We start from the raw sequence: 17089 nt of genomic DNA on the forward strand, positions 1-17089 counted from the left end.
AGACGCCAGGGAATATTCAGGGAAATGAAAACTATGAAACCAAAAAGCAGCATAAATCCTTTGAAAGATATCGGTACTCTGCTGGTGATGGTGCTGCTGTCCATCGTCGGCGCAATTATCGGCGTGCAGTTGATCACCACGCTGGGCGTGACGCCCAACACGTCGATTATTGGCGCGTTGATCGCCATGCTGTTGGCGCGCATTCCACTGCAAATGTTCCAGCGTTACCGTTCGGTACATACGCAAAACCTGGCGCAAACGGTGATCTCTTCCGCCACTTTCGGCGCGGCCAACTCGCTGCTGATGCCAATTGCCGTGCCTTATGTGATGGGGCAACCGCAGCTAATCCTGCCGATGTTTTGCGGGGTGGCGGCCGCGATGTTGCTCGACGCCTACCTGCTGTACCGCATGTTCGACACCAAAATATTTCCTGCGGCCAATGCCTGGCCACCGGGTGTCGCGGCGGCGGAAGCCATTAAGGCCGGTGACCGGGGTGGCAAGCAAGCCTGGCTGCTGGTGGTGGGCGTGGTAGTCGGCATCGCCGGTTCGATGCTTAAAATCCCGATGGCGGCGTTCGGCACCGCGTTTATCGGCAATATCTGGGCTTTGGGCATGTTTGGTGTCGGCCTGTTGCTGCGAGCCTACGCGGAACCCATGGCAGGCTTCGATATCAATGCGAATTTCATTCCTCACGGAGTGATGGTTGGTGCCGGACTGGTGGCGTTGATCCAGGTGGTTCAGGTGATCCGCAGCAAGCGTGCGGATACCAGTGGTTATAGCCAGGCCGACAGTGAAGTGCGCAAAGCGCTCGGGTTGGGCGCGGTGGGATATATCGTTATTGCCGCGCTGTTGGCGTTGGCCGCTGGACTGTACAGCGAGATGTCGCTGGGCATGCTGGTGCTGTTTGTGATTTACGCCGCGTTTGCCGCCTTTGTGCATGAACTGATCGTCGGCATCGCCGCGATGCACTCGGGCTGGTTCCCGGCCTTTGCGGTGGCGCTGATTACCCTGATTATCGGCATCCTGATTGGCTTCCCGCCGCTGGCGCTGTGCGTGCTGACCGGGTTTACCGCCGCCACCGGCCCGGCGTTTGCCGATATGGGCTTTGATCTGAAAGCCGGATTCATTCTGCGCGGCTACGGCAAAGATTTACAGCAGGAGCTGCTGGGGCGCCGCATTCAGTTGTTTGCTGCGCTGATCGCCTTTGTCATCGCCATCCCGGTGGTGTACTTCGCTTATACCAGCTACTTCCTGCAGGACCTGATCCCGCCGGTGGCGCGGGTGTACGCCAAAACCATCGAGGCAGGTGCGCAGCCGGGCATTGCCTACAGCCTGCTTGTCTGGGCTGTCCCAGGTGCCATTGTGCAGTGGATTGGCGGGCCAAAACGTCAGCTCGGCGTGCTGTTGGCCACTGGCCTGTTGATCAACAACGCGTTGGCGGGGTGGGCGGTGATCGTCGGTATCGCGCTGCGCATTCTGATTATTCGCCGCTGGGGCGACAAGGGCCGCACGCCGATGGAAATCATGGCGGCCGGTTTTATCGCCGGAGACGCGCTGTATAACTTTTTCAGTTCCATTTTTTCCAGCAAAGGGAAATAACCCATCCGGTTAAATTGTGAGGTCAGCCGATTATGAGTTTGCAACAAACGCTGCAGGTTTTTGAATTAATTGATAGTGCCTATGTGAACGGTCAGCAGGTTGTCGATCTGTTCACGTCCTATCCCGGCATCCGCGCCAGTACGCTGCGTGCCAGTGGGCCAAAAGGCGCGACCGACTTCGTGCGCATTGAGATCCCCGGCAGCAATGGTAAAAGCCAGGGTGGGGATGCGCCGACGCTGGGCATTATCGGCCGCTTGGGCGGCATCGGAGCGCGGCCAACGCGGATTGGCCTGGTGTCCGACGGTGACGGCGCTATCGCCGCTATTGCCAGCGCGCTGAAGCTGGCGGAAATGCAGCGCAAGGGCGATGTATTGGCGGGCGATGTGATCATCACCACCCATATTTGCCCTGATGCGCCAACCCGTCCGCACGACCCGGTCGACTTTATGGATTCGCCGATCGACGACGTGACGATGAACGATAATGAAGTGGTGCCGGAGGCCGATGCGATTTTGTCCATCGACACTACCAAGGGCAACCGCATCATCAATCACAAAGGCTACGCGCTGTCACCGACGGTGAAAGAAGGCTACATCCTGCGGGTGGCGGAAGATCTGCTGCGGATTATGGAGATGACCAGCGGCCGCCCGGCGGTGACCTTCCCGATCACTACCCAGGACATTACGCCGTATGGCAACGGGGTACACCATCTGAACAGCATTCTGCAGCCCTCTACCGCGACCTCTGCGCCGGTGGTTGGCGTGGCTATTTGCACCGAGTCGGTGGTGCCGGGCTGCGGTACCGGCGCCAGCCATGAAGTGGATATTGCGCTAACCGTCAAGTTTGCGGTGGAAGTGGCGAAAGAGTTTGGTCGCTGTACCTGTCATTTTTATCAGGCTGACGAATACGCACAGTTGCTGGCGCTGTACGGCAGCCTGAGTCATCTGCAAAAAAGGAAATAACCGGATGAATGCTTCATTTGCCACGCTGACTATCGGTCAGGCACCGCGCAACGACATTATGCCGTTGCTGTCTGCCTATCTGCCTGCGGAACAGGTGAGGCATGTCGGGTTGCTGGACGGGCTGAAGGCCAGCCAGATTGACGAGCGTTATACACCGCAGGCCGGAGAGAAGGTGTTGGTTTCACGCCTGCTGGACGGCACACAGGTGAGATTGGCGGCCTCGCGGGTCGAACTGGGGTTGCAGCAGAAAATCAATGCACTGGAAGCGGAGGGCTGTGAGGTGATCCTGCTGTTGTGCACCGGCGAGTTTGGCCAGTTGCATGCACAACAGGCGCTGTTGCTGGAGCCGGACCGCATTATTCCGCCGCTGATTTCTGCCATTGTCAGCCAACACCGGGTGGGGATTGTGGTGCCGGTGGCGGAGCAAATCAGCCAGCAGGCGAGCAAGTGGCAGTTACTGGCGACGCCGCCCTGTTTTGCCGTCGCCAGCCCTTATTTGGCGGATGACGCGGTGCTGGAGTTGGCCGCAAGCGAGCTACAGCGGCAGGGCGCGCAGGTGGTGGTGCTCGACTGCATTGGTTATCACCGGCAGCACCGTGATTTCCTGCAGGCTCGGCTGGAAATACCGGTGCTGTTGTCCAATGCGCTGGTGGCCAAGCTGGCTGCTGAGCTAATCGACTGATTAAAAAGCCAATAAAATCTTATATGGCGGTGTGTCGGGGGCGGTGCTGCGTGTTTTTGGGCGTGCACCCAGAACGGCAGGCTGACGGTCAATCGCTTGGCAGCGTTTTACTCTGCGCCACGATCGCATTTCGCGAGAAAAACCAGTGACAGATCAACCGCAATCCCCCAATATGGATTTCCCATAAAGTTGATTACGCGGGTGTCAGTCTATGCTGAAAGTAAACGAGTATTTTGCCGGGAAAGTGAAGTCTATCGGTTTCGATAGTAGCAGCATCGGCCTTACCAGCGTCGGTGTCATGGAAGAGGGAGAGTACACCTTCACCACCGCCCTGCCGGAAGAAATGACCGTGATTACCGGCGCGTTGAAAGTGTTGCTGCCGGGCTCGCCGGACTGGCAGGTGTTTATGCCGGGTGAGAAGTTCTTCGTACCGGCCCACAGTGAGTTCAACCTGCAGGTGGCCGACGCGACCGCCTATCTGTGCCGTTATTTAAGTAAGTAATTTCCCCTTCGGTGAGAAATCAGGGCTCTGCATGCAGAGCCCTTAGACGTTTACGACCTGGGATATTGGGCAAAAACGTGGCGCTGAACCCTCAGGTTATTCTTCATCTTTTATTTTTAGAACATACTTTTTCCAGAAGTGGCTGGAAAGAAATGCATAAATCAATGTGAAGATAATAGACGCTAAAAAGGCTTTGATTAATGAGGTAGGGAAGGAAAACTCTCTTATGTTTACGATTAAAAATGATGAAAAGGAAACCCCTGCAACGAACATCAATCTTTTTAATCTTTCCTGTTTCACAACTCACTCCTTTTGCTTAAACGGAGAGATTGCAATCTCTGGGTGTGATAACAAAGTTGCCTTTGAACCTGAGATACTCGGGCCTAGCGCACCGAGGGGCATTCCGGCGGGCAAGCCGCTACGACCCCTTCGGCACGCTCTCCCTAATAACGGACTTTGACAGTAGTCTGAGGGATTGTAATCTATTTTCCTGCAACATAAACAATTCCTTTTCATGATTTAATTGATGCGAATATAAGGTTTTTTAAATGTCATTTATAAGTGGTATCAATATGCGTAGATAAAACATAATTAAAAACGGCTGGCAGTTATTCAGAAAATACTATGGGTGGGGAAAGTGAGTGATTTTCCTGCCATGAAATATGGCAATCAGGGCTCTGCATGCAGAGCCCTTGGTATTTTAAGGCAGGCTTAGCGCTGGGCTTCGCCACCCAGGGCTTCGATGGTGTTCTTGATTAACGCCGCCAGTTCGCTGGTCATCAGGATAAAGTCGGCGTCAAAACGCTGGGCAAAGTCGTCACGATCGATATCGTCGTTCTGTTCGCGCAGCGTATCGGCGAACTTCAAACGCTTCAGCGAACCGTCGTCTGCCAGCACCAGTTGAATGCGCTCCTGCCAGTCCACCGCCAGCTTGGTCACCAGCTTGCCGGCTTCGATATGTACCGCAATCTCATCGCTGATCAGGTTCTGTTTCTTGCAGCGGATCACGCCGCCGTCTTCCAGAATTGCCTTCAACTCTGCTTCGTCCTGAATGATAAAGCCGGCCGGCAGCTCGCCAGAGCGTACCCACTCGGTCAGCGTCAGTTCGATCGGGCTTTCCATGGTCAACGGCACTACCGGCAGTGAACCCAGGCTTTTGCGCAGCAGCGCCAGAGTGTCTTCCGCGCGTTTGGCGCTGGCGGCATCAACCATAATCAGGTCATTAACCGTGTCGATCCACATAAAAGTCTGATTAAAGCGGCTAAAGGCGCGTGGCAACAGGCTGTGCAGCACTTCGTCTTTCAGCGCGTCTTTCTCGGTTTTCTTCAGCTTACGGTGTTGTTCACCTTCCAGGCGTTCAATCTTGGCCTGCAACTCTTGTTTGATGACCGGCGACGGCAGGATTTTTTCTTCCTTGCGCGCGCAAATAACGATCTGGCCGTTAACCGCGTGTGTCAGTGACTCGCTGTGGGAACCCATCGGAGAAACCCAGCCGGTTTTCGCCATGTCCTGGCTGCCGCACGGGGTGAAAGCAAAAGCGCTGAGTTGTTTTTCCATTTCATCCGCGTTTAACGCCACTTCGCGGCTCAAACGGTAAACCATCAAATTCTTAAACCACAGCATAATGTTATCCCTGGCTGGGCGTGCATCTGGCACGCTTATTCATCAAAAGCAGGGCGGCATAATAACGAATCAGGGGCGAAAAATCGCCTCATTCCCTCCGAATTGCGTCAGCGGCCGCGTTTGAGCGGCGTGCCCGTTGCAGTGCCAACGCCAGTTGCCGCTGGCTGAAAGGCTTGCGCAGCAGTTCAACGTTGGGCAGTGTGTCTTCGTGGTGGCGGCGTATATCCTGACCGCTGATCAGCAGCGCGGTAAGGCGCGGATTAATCTCCCGCGCCAGCCCAATCACCTGCACACCGTCCAGTTCGCCCGGCAGCATCAGGTCACTGACCAGCACCCCAATATCCGGCGTCTGGCGCAGCAGCGCCAGCGCTTCATGGCTGTCTGCGCAGTCCAGCGTCAGGTAGCCGAGCTGATGCAGGTGTTCGCACAGCGTATGACGCACGTCATTTTCATCTTCCAGCACCAATACCAGACTGTCGGTGCCGTCGCTTTCTTCGAGCGGCAGGGGCGGTGCTTGGGCGATTGCCGGTGCCGGGGCGCGCGGCAGTTGCAGACGCACCAGAGTGCCTTCGCCCGGTGCGGTTTCAATCTGCACCCGGCCGCCGGACTGGCGAACAAAGCCGTAAACCATCGACAGCCCCAGCCCGCTGCCGCTGCCGACTGCCTTGGTGGTGAAGAAAGGTTCGAACACCTGCGCTTTCACTTCCTCCGACATGCCGCAGCCGGTGTCGATCACCTCCAGCGCCACCATGTCCTGTTTTTTGCCACCGCTGCGCACCACTCGTTGGTTATAGATACGGATCTTGACCACGCCGCTGCGGCCTTCCATGGCATCCCGGGCGTTGACTACCAGGTTGATCAGCGCGTTTTCCAACTGATTGGCATCCACCCACGCCGGCCAGCCGGGCCGCTGAGTCTCAATGCTTAGCGACAACGTCGTGGGCAGTGAATGACGCAGCAATTCCTGCAGGTTTTCTACCAGCGTCTGTAGCGTGATGGCCTGCGGATGCAACGCCTGTTTACGCGAAAATGCCAGCAGCCGCTGGGTGAGCTGTGCACCGCGTTCGGCGGCCTTCAGAGCCCGGGCAATACGCTGTTCGGTTTGGGCGTCCTGAGTCTGTTGGGTGGTCAGTTCCAGGCTGCCGATAATCACCGCCAGCAGATTGTTAAAATCATGCGCCAGGCCGCCGGTGAGCTGACCGACCGCCTTCATTTTCTGGCTGTGCAGCAGCGCCTCTTCCAGCGCTTTGCGCTCGGTGCGTTCCAATACCACGTTAACTACGCCGCGATTGGGCACCGGACTGAAGCGCAGCTCGACGGTGCGGCCGTCGCTCAGGCGCAGTTCCTGCGGCTGCGGCAGTTCACTGGACAGGTTGGCCAGCACCGCTTCCCAGCGCTGACCCGCCGGGGGCGTCACGTGTTGCAGTAATTCGCGGTAGTGTTGGCCACGGTGCAACTGGTGTTCGTTTAGCCCCAGCAGCAGCGGATACTGCGGGTTCCATACCACCAGTTGGCCGTCGTTATCAAACAGCGCAAAGCCGTCGCGCATTGCCAGAAAGGTGGTTTCCAGCTGGGTGCTTTTCTCTTTCAGCAGGCGAGAAGTTTGCTCCAGCGAGGCGGTATTGCGTGCAAAGACGTTGAATGCCCGCGCCAAATCGCCCAGTTCATCACGGCGCTGCAGTGCCGGTACGCTGACCTCACGTTCGCCGCGCGCCAGCCGCGTCATGGCACCGGCGATTGCCGTCAGGTTCGATCCCAGATTACGGTAGATATACCACCCGGCGAAGCCGGTAATCACCAGCGCCAGCAGGGCGAACAGGCCGATAAACCAGCTGATGGAGCTGAGTTCACGATGGGTTTGATGGGTGCGCAGCTCCGACTCGTCTGCCACCTTCTGTACGTAGAGATTGATGTCGTCATTGAGCATCGCCACTAAGGCTTTGATATGGTAGGTGTAATAGGCCAGGGCCAGATCGCTTTGCTCCAGCTCCAGCGTTTCGGGCAGCAGGCGTTGTTCGCTGTCGCGAAACTGGCGCATTTTCTCGTCGACCAAGGCATCCGGGCTGTGCTGCGGCCAGTAAGCCATCACGCTGTCGAGTTGCTGGGCGGCGGCCTTGGGCGTCGGGGTTTGAATGGCGATCGCCAGCAGCCGGTCGATCTGGCTCAGCAGCGGCAGCGAGGGCGGGTTCTGATTATTACGTTGGTTGAGGCTGGCAATATGCCGCAGCGTGCTCTGCGCCTGATACAGCCCACTGAGCAGAATGTTGCGTTGCAGATGCCGTGCGTGACCGAGATCCAGCATGCGGGTCACGCTGGTTTCCAACGCGTTGCTGCGGCTGATGATGCGTTGCACCAGCTCCGGCTCGCTATGTGCCAGCGGAGCGTCCGCCAGTCGGCCCAGAGAGGCTTGCAGCGCCAGCTGGGTTTGCTTCAGCCGGGCTGACTCGCTCTGATACTCCAGCGCACCCACCACCTGCGATAGCCGAATGGCGGCGGTCGCCACGTTCGAAGTATCCCGGCTCAGCGCCATGCTGCCGTTCATCTCATTTAGCGTTTGCGCCTGAACTTGTTCCTGCAGCTTGCCCGCATGGTTAAAGCCGACGATCGCCACGCCGCTGACCATCAGCGTCACCGCCACCACCAACAGGTTGAACATCAGCAGGCGCCCACGTGCACCGGCTAGGAAAGGCAGTCTGCGCATTGGATCCCCCGTAACTGACTGTCCGCATTATAAATCCCCGTCCCATTAACAATATGACAAAGATGAACGGCCGCTGACATTTTGCATTTATTTATGCGTGGTTAACTGCACTCAATCCGAACCGCAACCCGAGGTATGACGATGAGCGCGACCCCGATCCTGGAAATGCACAACATCGCCAAGAGTTTTGGTCAGTTTTACGCGCTGAAGGGCGTCAACCTGACGGTTTATAGCGGTGAGATCCACGCGCTGATGGGTGAAAACGGCGCGGGTAAAAGCACCTTAATGAAAATATTGGCCGGCGCTTATATCGCCAGCAGCGGGGAAATTTTTATCGATGGGCAGCCGTTTGCCATTAAAGGGCCAAAAGATGCCCTGGCGGCAGGCATCACGCTGATTTACCAGGAAATGAATCTGGCACCGAATCTGACGGTGGCGGAGAACATTTTTCTGGGCAGCGAGATCCAGCGCGGCGGCCTGGTGAAGCGCCAGCAGATGTTGCTGGAAGCACAGAAAGTCATCGATCGTTTGGGCGCGCAGTTCAGCGCCGGCGATCGGGTGATGAAATTAACCATTGCCGAACAGCAGCAGGTGGAAATCGCCCGAGCGTTGCACCGCAACAGCCGCATTCTGGTGATGGACGAACCGACGGCGGCGCTGTCTTCGCGTGAGACGCATCGGCTGTTTGAGTTGATCAAGCGTCTGCGCGATGAGGGGATGGCGATCATTTACATCAGCCATCGCATGGCGGAAGTCTACGAGCTGTCGGATCGCGTTAGCGTGCTGCGCGACGGCCAGTATGTTGGCAGCCTGATGCGCGACAAACTGTCCGCCAGCGAATTGGTACGCATGATGGTGGGGCGCCCGTTGAGCGATCTGTTCAACAAGGAGCAGGGTATTGCGGTGGGCGAACCACGTCTGACGCTGCATGGCCTGACTGACGGCAAGAAGGTGAAACCGGTCAGCCTGCAGGTGCGTGCCGGTGAGATCGTCGGCCTGGCCGGGCTGGTGGGCGCCGGCCGCTCCGAACTGGCGCAGCTGATTTTCGGCGTGCGCAAGTCCAGCGGCGGTACGGTGGAAATTGACGGTAAGCCGGTCAATATCCGTTCACCGCGTGACGCCATTGCGCTGGGCATCGGTTTTCTCACCGAAAACCGCAAAGAGCAGGGCCTGTTTCTCGATCTGGCAGCGCATGAAAATATCGTTATGGCGACGCTGGAGCGTGACGGCCGTTATGGCCTGCTGAATCGGCGTAAGGCTCAGAGTATTTCCAGCGACGCCATCGGCCTGCTGAATATCCGCGTGCCGCATGCTCAGGTACGGGCCGGTGGGCTGTCCGGCGGCAACCAACAGAAGCTGCTGATTTCACGCTGGGTGGCGATCGGCCCGCGTATTCTTATCCTCGATGAACCCACTCGCGGCGTTGACGTGGGTGCCAAAAGCGAAATTTATCGCATCATGAGTCAGATGGCGCAGCAGGGAGTGGCGATCCTGATGATCTCCAGTGAACTGCCCGAGGTGGTTGGCATGAGTGACCGGGTTTATGTGATGCACGAAGGCAGTATCGCCGGGGAATTGAGCGGCGCAGAGATCAGCCAGGAGAGCATTATGACGCTGGCCACCGGCGTCGAACCCGCCCTGGAGGCGGCCAGCCATGAATAATTCTATCCCTACGCTCAAGGAGCCTGTCATGACTTCGAACCCGCTGCCACCCGCCGCAAAAAATCCCACGCTGAAACGGGCATTGTTGGGCGATATGATGCAAACCGTCGGCATTTTGCCGATATTGATCCTGATCGTCGCCGTTTTCGGCTTTGTTGCACCGAATTTCTTTACCGACGCCAACCTGCTGAATATTGCCCGGCAGGCGTCGATTAACATCGTGCTGGCGGCGGGTATGACCTTCATCATCCTGACCGGCGGTATCGATCTTTCTGTTGGCTCGATGCTGGGCACCACGGCGGTGGTGGCGATGGCGGTTTCACTGATGCCGGGGCTGGCCGGGCTGTCGATCCCACTGGCGCTGCTGGCCGGCTTGGGCATGGGGTTGTTTAACGGTTTTCTGGTGGCCTACGCCGGTTTACCACCCTTTATTGTCACGCTAGGGACCTATACCGCACTGCGCGGCGCGGCTTATCTGCTGGCCGACGGCACCACCATCATCAATTCCGATATCAGTTTCGAATGGATCGGTAACTCGTATCTGGGGCCGATCCCCTGGCTGGTGATTATTGCCTTTGCCGTAATTGCGCTGTGCTGGTTCATTCTGCGCCGCACCACGCTGGGGGTACATATCTACGCGGTGGGCGGCAACATGCAGGCGGCGCGCCTGACCGGGATTAAGGTCGGTGCGGTGCTGCTGTTCGTCTACGGCATGAGCGGTTTGCTGTCAGGGCTGGGGGGAATAATGAGTGCCTCACGCTTGTACAGCGCCAACGGCAACCTCGGCATGGGCTATGAGCTGGATGCGATTGCCGCGGTGATCCTCGGCGGCACCAGCTTTGTCGGCGGCATTGGCACCATTACCGGCACGCTGGTGGGGGCGCTGATTATCGCCACCCTGAACAACGGCATGACGCTGATGGGCGTCTCATACTTCTGGCAGTTGGTGATCAAGGGGGCGGTGATCATCATAGCTGTGCTAATCGACAAATATCGCACCCGCAACTACCAACACTAACTTACCCGGTGTCTTTCAAGCTGCAGCGTTGTTACCTGCACTAGCCCACCCCAGTTACTTAACTTTAGTAAGCGCCTGGGGATGAACTAGCTGGGCGCCTAGCTGCAACTTGAAATTCATAGGGTAAGGTTGAGTGATAAAGAAAGGTTGGCGCCCACCGGGGCAGGTTTTCGTAGATCGGAAAATAATGAGGAAAACACTATGCGTTTCAAGCCATTGATTACCGCTTTGCTGGTTACTGCCGCGCTCGGCAGTGCCTCGTTGGTGCAGGCAAAAGAGTTGAAATCGATTGGGGTGACGGTGGGCGATTTGGCCAACCCGTTCTTTGTCCAGATCACCAAGGGTGCAGAAATGAAGGCGCGCGAGTTGGCCGGCGATAAGGTCAACGTGACGCTGGTGTCGAGCGGTTACGATCTTGGCCAGCAGGTGGCGCAGATCGATAACTTTATCGCTGCCAAGGTTGACATGATCATCCTGAACGCCGCGGATTCCAAGGGTATCGGCCCGGCGGTAAAACGCGCCAAGGATGCCGGTATCGTGGTAGTGGCGGTTGACGTGGCGGCCGAAGGTGCCGATGCCACTATCACCTCGGATAACACCCAGGCCGGCGCCATGGCCTGTAAATACATCAGCGATCGCCTGAAAGAGAAGGGCAACGTGGTGATCATCAACGGGCCACCGGTGTCTGCCGTGCAAAACCGGGTCGAAGGCTGCATGACCGAGTTGAAGAAACACCCGGAGATCAAGCTGCTGTCCTATAACCAAAACGCCAAGGGCAGCCGTGAAGGCGGGCTGGAGATCATGACCGCGCTGTTGGCGGCCAATCCGAAGATCGACGGCGTGTTCGCAATTAACGATCCTACGGCGATCGGCGCCGATCTGGCGGCCAAACAGGCGCAGCGCAGCGAGTTCTTTATCGTTGGCGTGGATGGATCGCCGGACGGGGAAGAGGCGCTCAAGCGTGGCGGGAAATCGCTGTTTGTCGCGACGCCGGCGCAGGATCCGCAGGTGATGGCGGCCAAGGCGGTCGAGATCGGTTACGACATTCTGCAGGGTAAACCTGCGCCAACCGCACCGGTGCTGATCCCGGTAACCATGATCGATAAAAACAATATCGGCAGCTACAAAGGCTGGACGGTGAAATAACCTGTTATCGGCGGGGCCCAGCCAGACAGGGCCCCTCATTCCCCTACCGCTTGCGGAGGTACCATGAACCGTTCCGCCGTGAATCAAATTCTGCAGCAAACCCAACACTTTTTTGCCCGTTTCGACGTCCAGTTGCCGCCCTTCGCCCATTTTAGCCCCTCGGTCTGGCAGCAGCTCGATCGCCAGCCGTGGCAGGAGGTGTTTGACCTGAAACTGGGTTGGGACGTTACGGCGTTCGGCGACGATGATTTTGCCCGCAAGGGGCTAACGCTGTTTACCCTGCGCAACGGTTCACCCGGCGGGCAGCCTTACGCCAAAGGTTATGCGGAGAAAATCATGCATTGCCGCGAAGCTCAGGTGACGCCAATGCATTTCCACTGGCGTAAGCGGGAAGACATTATTAACCGCGGCGGCGGCAACCTGATCGTTGAACTGCACAACGCAGACTCTCGGGAAGGGCTGGCCGAGACCGCCGTGACCGTGACGCTGGATGGCTGTCGCCAGACCCACGCCGCCGGTTCGCGCCTGCGCCTGGCGCCGGGAGAAAGCATCTGTCTCACGCCGGGTATCTATCACAGTTTCTGGGGCGAAGAGGGCTTCGGAGACGTTTTGGTAGGGGAAGTGTCGACGGTAAACGATGACGATAACGACAACCGTTTCCTGCAGCCGCTCAGCCGCTTTAGCCAGATTGAAGAGGACCAGCCACCGCAGTGGTTGCTGTGTCATGAATACTTGCGTTTTATCGCTTAAGGAGAACCAGCATGGCATTGATTTCATTGGCGCAGGGTTTGGCGCAGGCTCGTCAACACGGCTATGCGCTGGGCGCATTCAACGTGCTCGACAGCCATTTCCTGCGTGCGTTGTTTGCTGCGGCGCAGGCGGCGCGATCGCCGTTTATTATCAATATTGCCGAAGTGCACTTTAAATACGTCTCGCTGGAGTCCCTGGTGGCGGCGATTAAAAGTGAAGTGGCGCAGCATGATATCCCGGTGGTGTTGAATTTGGATCATGGCCTGCATTTCGAGGCGGTGGTGCAGGCGCTGCGGCTGGGATTCAGCTCGGTAATGTTTGACGGTTCCGGCCTGAGCTACGAAGAGAACGTGCGTCAGACGCAGGAAGTGGTGCGCATGTGTCACGCGGTCGGCGTCTCGGTTGAGGCTGAGCTGGGGGCGGTCGGCGGTGACGAAGGCGGCGCGCTGTACGGCGAGGCCGACAGCAATAAATTTACCGACCCGCAGCGGGCGCGCGAATTTGTCGAATTGACCGGCATTGATGCGCTGGCGGTGGCGATTGGCAATGCGCACGGCAAATATAAAGGCGAGCCGAAGCTCGATTTCGAGCGGTTGGCGGCTATCCAGCAGCAGGCGGGGATCCCACTGGTGCTGCACGGTGGTTCCGGCATCAGCGACGCCGATTTCAAACGCGCCATTGGTCTGGGAATTCACAAAATCAATTTCTATACCGGCATGTCTCAGGCGGCGCTGGGGGCGGTGGAGCAGCGGATAACGCAACGCCACGCGATTTACGATGAATTTGCCGAAGTGTTGCTGGCGGTGGAGCAGTCGATCAGCGAAGTGGTGCAGCAGCAAATGCATATTTTCGGCAGCGCCGGGCGGTTGTGATGAGCCGGCGTGGCATTGTTTCGGCCGGCAACATGCTGGTGGATCATGTGCATCAAATTGCGCACTGGCCGCAGCCGGGCTGGCTGGTTGAGATAGAACACAGCCAGCGCGCTACCGGTGGTGCGCCGCTTAATGTGTTGCTGACGCTGGCACGCATGGAGACCGGGCTGCCGTTGGCGGCGCTCGGGTTGATCGGCTGCGACGCAGACGGCGACTACATTCTGCAAATGCTGGCGCAGCACCGGGTCGACAGTGGTCTGGTCAGACGTAGCGAAACGGCGATGACTGCCATGTCGCAGGTGATGACCGAGCCGGGCGGCCAACGGACGTTTTTTCACGCGCCGGGGGCCAACCGGCAGTTGGATCTGGCCGATTTCGACCAACTGCACAGTGAACATAAAATTTTCCATCTGGGTTATCTGCTGCTGCTCGACAGCCTGGATCGCCCGGATGAAGAGTTTGGCACCCGCAGTGCCCGCCTGTTGGCGCAAATGCAGCAGCGTGGTTATCAAACGTCATTGGATTTAGTGTCGCGCCAGGGCGATCCGCGCTATCGACCGCTGGTGCTACCGGCGCTGCGCTGGCTGGATTATCTGGTGATCAACGAGCTGGAGGCCGGTGAGTTTACCGGGCTGGCATTGCGTGCGGCCAATGGTGCGGTACAACCGCAGTTGATGGCCGAGGCCGCAGAACAGCTATTGCTGGCCGGTGTGCGGCGGCGAGTGGTGATCCACTGCCCGGAAGGTGCATATGGACTGGAGAAAGGCGGTGAAGCGCGCTGGCAACCGTCGTGGCAGGTTGGCGAAACTGAAATCGTCGGCAGCGTCGGTGCTGGGGATGCCTTCTGCGCCGGGGTGCTGTACGCCAGCCATGAAAACTGGCCTTTGGCAGAGACGCTGCAATTGGCGCATGCCTGTGCGCGGTTCAATCTACTGTGCGCCAACGCGATCGATGGCGCACGCCCCTTGTCGGAACTGCAGGATTATATCAGGCGGCAGCCACCGGCTGGCTGACGTCGGCGGCGAAAACATAGCCCAGCCCGCGAATGGTGCGGATCAACTCGGGCTGATGCGGGTTGATCTCGATCTTGCGTCGTAGCCGCATGATCAGCACGTCGATGGTGCGATCGAACACCTCCAGCGTTTCGCTGTGGGTCAGCTCAAGCAGGCGATCGCGGGTCAGTACTTTGCGCGCGTGCTGTACCAGCGCCAGCAGCAGGCCGTATTCGCCCTGGGTCAGATCGACCGGTTGTCGCTGCGGGTTGTGTAGGGTGCAGCGGGCAGTGTCCAGGCACCAGCCGTTGAACTGCCAGCCTTCGGCTTTGTTCCGACCGGCGATGGCCGGCTCCAGCGCCAGCGCACCGGTACGGCGTAACACCGCCTTGGCGCGGGCGACCACCACGCGTGGGTTAAAGGGTTTGGCAATGTAGTCGTCGGCCCCCATTTCCAGACCGACCACCACGTCGGACTCGGAGCCCAGGCCGGTCAACATCACCACCGGCAGATCCGGGCGCAGACGGTGGATCTGCTGCAACACCAGCAGGCCGTTGGTGTCCGGCAGGATCAGATCAAGCAGCACCAGAGCAATATCCGGTTGCTGGCTGAGTAAGGTTAACGCCTCGCTGCCCCGGTGGCAGGCATGCACGCTAAACACATGCTCATTGAGGACGTCGCAGAGCAGGTCACAAATGGCAGGATCGTCGTCGACGATCAATACGGCAGGTTTCATCGCTGCTCTCCGGATTTTAGGATGCGGAAAATGTTATCAACAAGTTAACTGGTTAAATGCAGTGTACCCGATGGCTAATTAATAAGCGGCAGCCGGTGTGAGTCTGATGCGGAAATTGCCATCACCGTCACACTCGGCGCTGATTGAGTGATCCTGGCAACCGAATATATTAGGCTGTGGCAACGTTGTTGTGCATTGAGGAGAAAAATCGTGCGCATTGGTATCGACCTGGGTGGCACCAAAATTGAAGTGATCGCGTTGGCCAACGATGGGCAGGAACTGTTCCGCCATCGCATCGCCACGCCGCGCCATGATTATCAGCAAACGCTGGATGCGATTACCGGTCTGGTGAAATTGGCAGAAGAAAATACCGGCCAGCAAGGCTCGGTCGGCGTCGGCATTCCCGGCACGCTGTCGCCCTATACCGGGCTGGTCAAAAACGCTAACTCGGTCTGGCTCAACGGCCAACCGCTGGATAAAGACCTGTCGGCGATGCTGGCCCGTGAAGTGCGTATTGCCAACGATGCCAACTGCCTGGCAGTGTCGGAAGCCACCGATGGTGCAGCCGCCGGCAAGCAAACCGTGTTCGCGGTGATTATCGGCACCGGTTGCGGTGCTGGAGTGGCGATCAACGGCCAGGCACACTCGGGCGGGAACGGTATCTCTGGCGAGTGGGGGCATAACCCGCTGCCGTGGTTGGATGAGGACGAGCTGCGTTTTCGCGCTGAGGTTCCTTGTTACTGTGGGAAGCAGGGCTGCATTGAAACCTTTATCTCCGGTACTGGTTTTGCCACCGACTATGCCCGTTTGAGCGGTAACCCGCTAAAAGGTCATGAAATCATGACGTTGGTGGCACAAGGGGATGCGGTGGCGGAGCAGGCCATCAGCCGTTACGAGCTGCGGCTGGCGAAATCGCTGGCGCACGTGATCAATATTTTTGATCCGGACGTGGTGGTGTTGGGCGGGGGGATGAGCAACGTGGATCGGTTGTACCAGCGGGTGCCGCAGTTGGTGAAATCCTGGGTGTTCGGTGGCGAATGCGAAACCCCGATCCGCAAGGCGGTACACGGCGATTCCAGCGGCGTGCGCGGCGCGGCGTGGCTGTGGCCGCAACTTTAATTACCGTTGCAAAAAAAGCGCGGGCCTGCTCGCGCTTTAATCAATCTGCTGTACAAAAACTGGACTCCCCTCTATGCTTTAGCTAACTTAGCTAAGGAGATCGCGTATGCCTATTCAGGCCAATATGCACGAAGCCAAATCCAACCTGAGCCAATTGGCGGATAAAGCCGCACAGGGAGAGACCGTGATTATAGCGAAAGCAGGGAAGCCTTATGTTCAGCTGGTGGCCATCAAGGGGCAAACCCGCAAGCCGGGTGCTGCCAGGGGCCAATTCACCGTACCGGACAATTTTAATGATGGCGATGCAGACATCACCGCACTGTTTGAGGGCGACGAGTGAAACGTCTGCTGCTGGATACCCATGCGCTGTTGTGGTGGCTGATAGACGATCCCAGCCTGGGGGAGAACGCCAGAAGGCAGATCGCCGATCCCGGCAACGTGGTGTATGTCAGCGCGGCCAGCATTTGGGAGATTTCGATTAAGCGTGCGCAGGGCAAGCTGACGCTGCCGGAGGATATCTTCGAGATAATTGATGCAGAAGATTTTTTGCCTTTGCCGATGGCGGCCTTTCACGGGCAGCAGGCGGGCCAGTTGCCGCCGCATCATCAGGATCCTTTTGATCGCATGCTGATCGCCCAGGCGCAGGCCGAAGGGCTGACGTTGGTTTCCGCCGACGCCGCTTTTCCGCAGTATGGCATCCGGGTGTTTGACGCCCGGCGCTAAAG

The 17089-nt window shown here is 57.9% G+C and carries 17 protein-coding genes; 13 read left to right on the plus strand and 4 right to left on the minus strand.

What is annotated here, in order from left to right; genetic code table 11:
• Window positions 1-33 precede the first annotated feature (33 nt).
• The 4 genes from ACSOSI_RS04930 (at window position 34) to ppnP (ending at window position 3745) form a co-directional block, all read left to right on the plus strand.
• On the plus strand, window positions 34-1599 hold the full coding sequence (locus tag ACSOSI_RS04930) for an OPT/YSL family transporter (protein ID WP_476706639.1): 1566 nt from the start codon (window positions 34-36) through the stop codon (window positions 1597-1599).
• Between the two features lie 32 nt (window positions 1600-1631).
• Complete coding sequence (locus tag ACSOSI_RS04935; protein ID WP_476706640.1) at window positions 1632-2561, plus strand: DUF1177 domain-containing protein; 930 nt, start codon at window positions 1632-1634, stop codon at window positions 2559-2561.
• 4 nt (window positions 2562-2565) lie between these two features.
• The gene (locus ACSOSI_RS04940) at window positions 2566-3243 is read left to right on the plus strand and encodes an AroM family protein (protein ID WP_012005466.1); all 678 of its coding nucleotides are present in this window, start codon (window positions 2566-2568) and stop codon (window positions 3241-3243) included.
• A gap of 211 nt (window positions 3244-3454) precedes the next feature.
• Window positions 3455-3745: a pyrimidine/purine nucleoside phosphorylase gene (gene ppnP / locus ACSOSI_RS04945; protein ID WP_012005467.1), complete on the plus strand. Its 291-nt coding sequence runs from the start codon at window positions 3455-3457 to the stop codon at window positions 3743-3745.
• Between the two features lie 96 nt (window positions 3746-3841).
• Here ppnP and ACSOSI_RS04950 read toward each other — a convergent pair whose 3' ends face one another.
• The 3 genes from ACSOSI_RS04950 to ACSOSI_RS04960 form a co-directional block, all read right to left on the minus strand.
• Window positions 3842-4045, minus strand: a complete 204-nt coding sequence (locus ACSOSI_RS04950) for a hypothetical protein (RefSeq protein ID WP_476706641.1) — start codon at window positions 4043-4045, stop codon at window positions 3842-3844.
• A gap of 411 nt (window positions 4046-4456) precedes the next feature.
• Window positions 4457-5368, minus strand: coding sequence for a recombination-associated protein RdgC (gene rdgC / locus ACSOSI_RS04955; RefSeq protein WP_012005468.1), 912 nt, complete (start codon window positions 5366-5368; stop codon window positions 4457-4459).
• 88 nt (window positions 5369-5456) lie between these two features.
• The gene (locus tag ACSOSI_RS04960) at window positions 5457-8069 is read right to left on the minus strand and encodes an ATP-binding protein (RefSeq protein ID WP_476706642.1); all 2613 of its coding nucleotides are present in this window, start codon (window positions 8067-8069) and stop codon (window positions 5457-5459) included.
• Between the two features lie 141 nt (window positions 8070-8210).
• Here ACSOSI_RS04960 and ACSOSI_RS04965 point away from each other — a divergent pair, with 141 nt between their 5' ends.
• From ACSOSI_RS04965 to ACSOSI_RS04990, 6 genes are all read left to right on the plus strand, one after another.
• Window positions 8211-9731: a sugar ABC transporter ATP-binding protein gene (locus ACSOSI_RS04965; RefSeq protein ID WP_112363959.1), complete on the plus strand. Its 1521-nt coding sequence runs from the start codon at window positions 8211-8213 to the stop codon at window positions 9729-9731.
• A gap of 28 nt (window positions 9732-9759) precedes the next feature.
• Window positions 9760-10749: an ABC transporter permease subunit gene (locus ACSOSI_RS04970; protein ID WP_017891794.1), complete on the plus strand. Its 990-nt coding sequence runs from the start codon at window positions 9760-9762 to the stop codon at window positions 10747-10749.
• Window positions 10750-10950: 201 nt separating this feature from the next.
• Window positions 10951-11895, plus strand: a complete 945-nt coding sequence (locus ACSOSI_RS04975) for an ABC transporter substrate-binding protein (RefSeq protein ID WP_012005472.1) — start codon at window positions 10951-10953, stop codon at window positions 11893-11895.
• Between the two features lie 63 nt (window positions 11896-11958).
• Entirely contained in the window at window positions 11959-12645 is a 687-nt protein-coding gene (locus ACSOSI_RS04980; RefSeq protein ID WP_017891795.1) for a D-lyxose/D-mannose isomerase, read from the plus strand.
• Window positions 12646-12656: 11 nt separating this feature from the next.
• The gene (locus ACSOSI_RS04985; RefSeq protein ID WP_012005474.1) at window positions 12657-13517 is read left to right on the plus strand and encodes a ketose 1,6-bisphosphate aldolase; all 861 of its coding nucleotides are present in this window, start codon (window positions 12657-12659) and stop codon (window positions 13515-13517) included.
• Window positions 13514-14530 (plus strand): carbohydrate kinase family protein, encoded by a 1017-nt coding sequence (locus tag ACSOSI_RS04990; RefSeq protein ID WP_261099016.1) that lies wholly within the window; start codon window positions 13514-13516, stop codon window positions 14528-14530. The genes ACSOSI_RS04985 and ACSOSI_RS04990 overlap by 4 nt, the downstream gene beginning before the upstream one ends.
• Here ACSOSI_RS04990 and ACSOSI_RS04995 read toward each other — a convergent pair.
• Window positions 14505-15245 (minus strand): response regulator, encoded by a 741-nt coding sequence (locus ACSOSI_RS04995; protein WP_135344604.1) that lies wholly within the window; start codon window positions 15243-15245, stop codon window positions 14505-14507. The two genes, ACSOSI_RS04990 and ACSOSI_RS04995, sit on opposite strands and share 26 nt — an antisense overlap.
• 210 nt (window positions 15246-15455) lie before the next feature.
• Between ACSOSI_RS04995 and mak the strand changes: the two genes are divergently transcribed.
• The 3 genes from mak (at window position 15456) to ACSOSI_RS05010 (ending at window position 17087) form a co-directional block, all read left to right on the plus strand.
• On the plus strand, window positions 15456-16364 hold the full coding sequence (gene mak, locus ACSOSI_RS05000; RefSeq protein WP_261422888.1) for a fructokinase: 909 nt from the start codon (window positions 15456-15458) through the stop codon (window positions 16362-16364).
• Between the two features lie 106 nt (window positions 16365-16470).
• The gene (locus ACSOSI_RS05005; RefSeq protein ID WP_012005478.1) at window positions 16471-16704 is read left to right on the plus strand and encodes a type II toxin-antitoxin system Phd/YefM family antitoxin; all 234 of its coding nucleotides are present in this window, start codon (window positions 16471-16473) and stop codon (window positions 16702-16704) included.
• On the plus strand, window positions 16701-17087 hold the full coding sequence (locus tag ACSOSI_RS05010) for a type II toxin-antitoxin system VapC family toxin (protein ID WP_112363955.1): 387 nt from the start codon (window positions 16701-16703) through the stop codon (window positions 17085-17087). The genes ACSOSI_RS05005 and ACSOSI_RS05010 overlap by 4 nt, the downstream gene beginning before the upstream one ends.
• Window positions 17088-17089 lie beyond the last annotated feature (2 nt).

This window comes from Serratia sp. AR11, from assembly GCF_056376275.1.

Excerpts from the sequence above, each read along its gene's own strand:
- ACSOSI_RS04930 (WP_476706639.1), top strand. The coding sequence starts at position 34 with ATGAAACCAAAAAGCAGCATAAATCCTTTGAAAGATATCGGTACTCTG.
- ACSOSI_RS04935 (WP_476706640.1), top strand. The coding sequence starts at position 1,632 with ATGAGTTTGCAACAAACGCTGCAGGTTTTTGAATTAATTGATAGTGCC.
- ACSOSI_RS04940 (WP_012005466.1), top strand. The coding sequence starts at position 2,566 with ATGAATGCTTCATTTGCCACGCTGACTATCGGTCAGGCACCGCGCAAC.
- ppnP (WP_012005467.1), top strand. The coding sequence starts at position 3,455 with ATGCTGAAAGTAAACGAGTATTTTGCCGGGAAAGTGAAGTCTATCGGT.
- rdgC (WP_012005468.1), bottom strand. The coding sequence starts at position 5,368 with ATGCTGTGGTTTAAGAATTTGATGGTTTACCGTTTGAGCCGCGAAGTG.
- ACSOSI_RS04960 (WP_476706642.1), bottom strand. The coding sequence starts at position 8,069 with ATGCGCAGACTGCCTTTCCTAGCCGGTGCACGTGGGCGCCTGCTGATG.
- ACSOSI_RS04965 (WP_112363959.1), top strand. The coding sequence starts at position 8,211 with ATGAGCGCGACCCCGATCCTGGAAATGCACAACATCGCCAAGAGTTTT.
- ACSOSI_RS04970 (WP_017891794.1), top strand. The coding sequence starts at position 9,760 with ATGACTTCGAACCCGCTGCCACCCGCCGCAAAAAATCCCACGCTGAAA.
- ACSOSI_RS04975 (WP_012005472.1), top strand. The coding sequence starts at position 10,951 with ATGCGTTTCAAGCCATTGATTACCGCTTTGCTGGTTACTGCCGCGCTC.
- ACSOSI_RS04980 (WP_017891795.1), top strand. The coding sequence starts at position 11,959 with ATGAACCGTTCCGCCGTGAATCAAATTCTGCAGCAAACCCAACACTTT.
- ACSOSI_RS04985 (WP_012005474.1), top strand. The coding sequence starts at position 12,657 with ATGGCATTGATTTCATTGGCGCAGGGTTTGGCGCAGGCTCGTCAACAC.
- ACSOSI_RS04995 (WP_135344604.1), bottom strand. The coding sequence starts at position 15,245 with ATGAAACCTGCCGTATTGATCGTCGACGACGATCCTGCCATTTGTGAC.
- ACSOSI_RS05005 (WP_012005478.1), top strand. The coding sequence starts at position 16,471 with ATGCCTATTCAGGCCAATATGCACGAAGCCAAATCCAACCTGAGCCAA.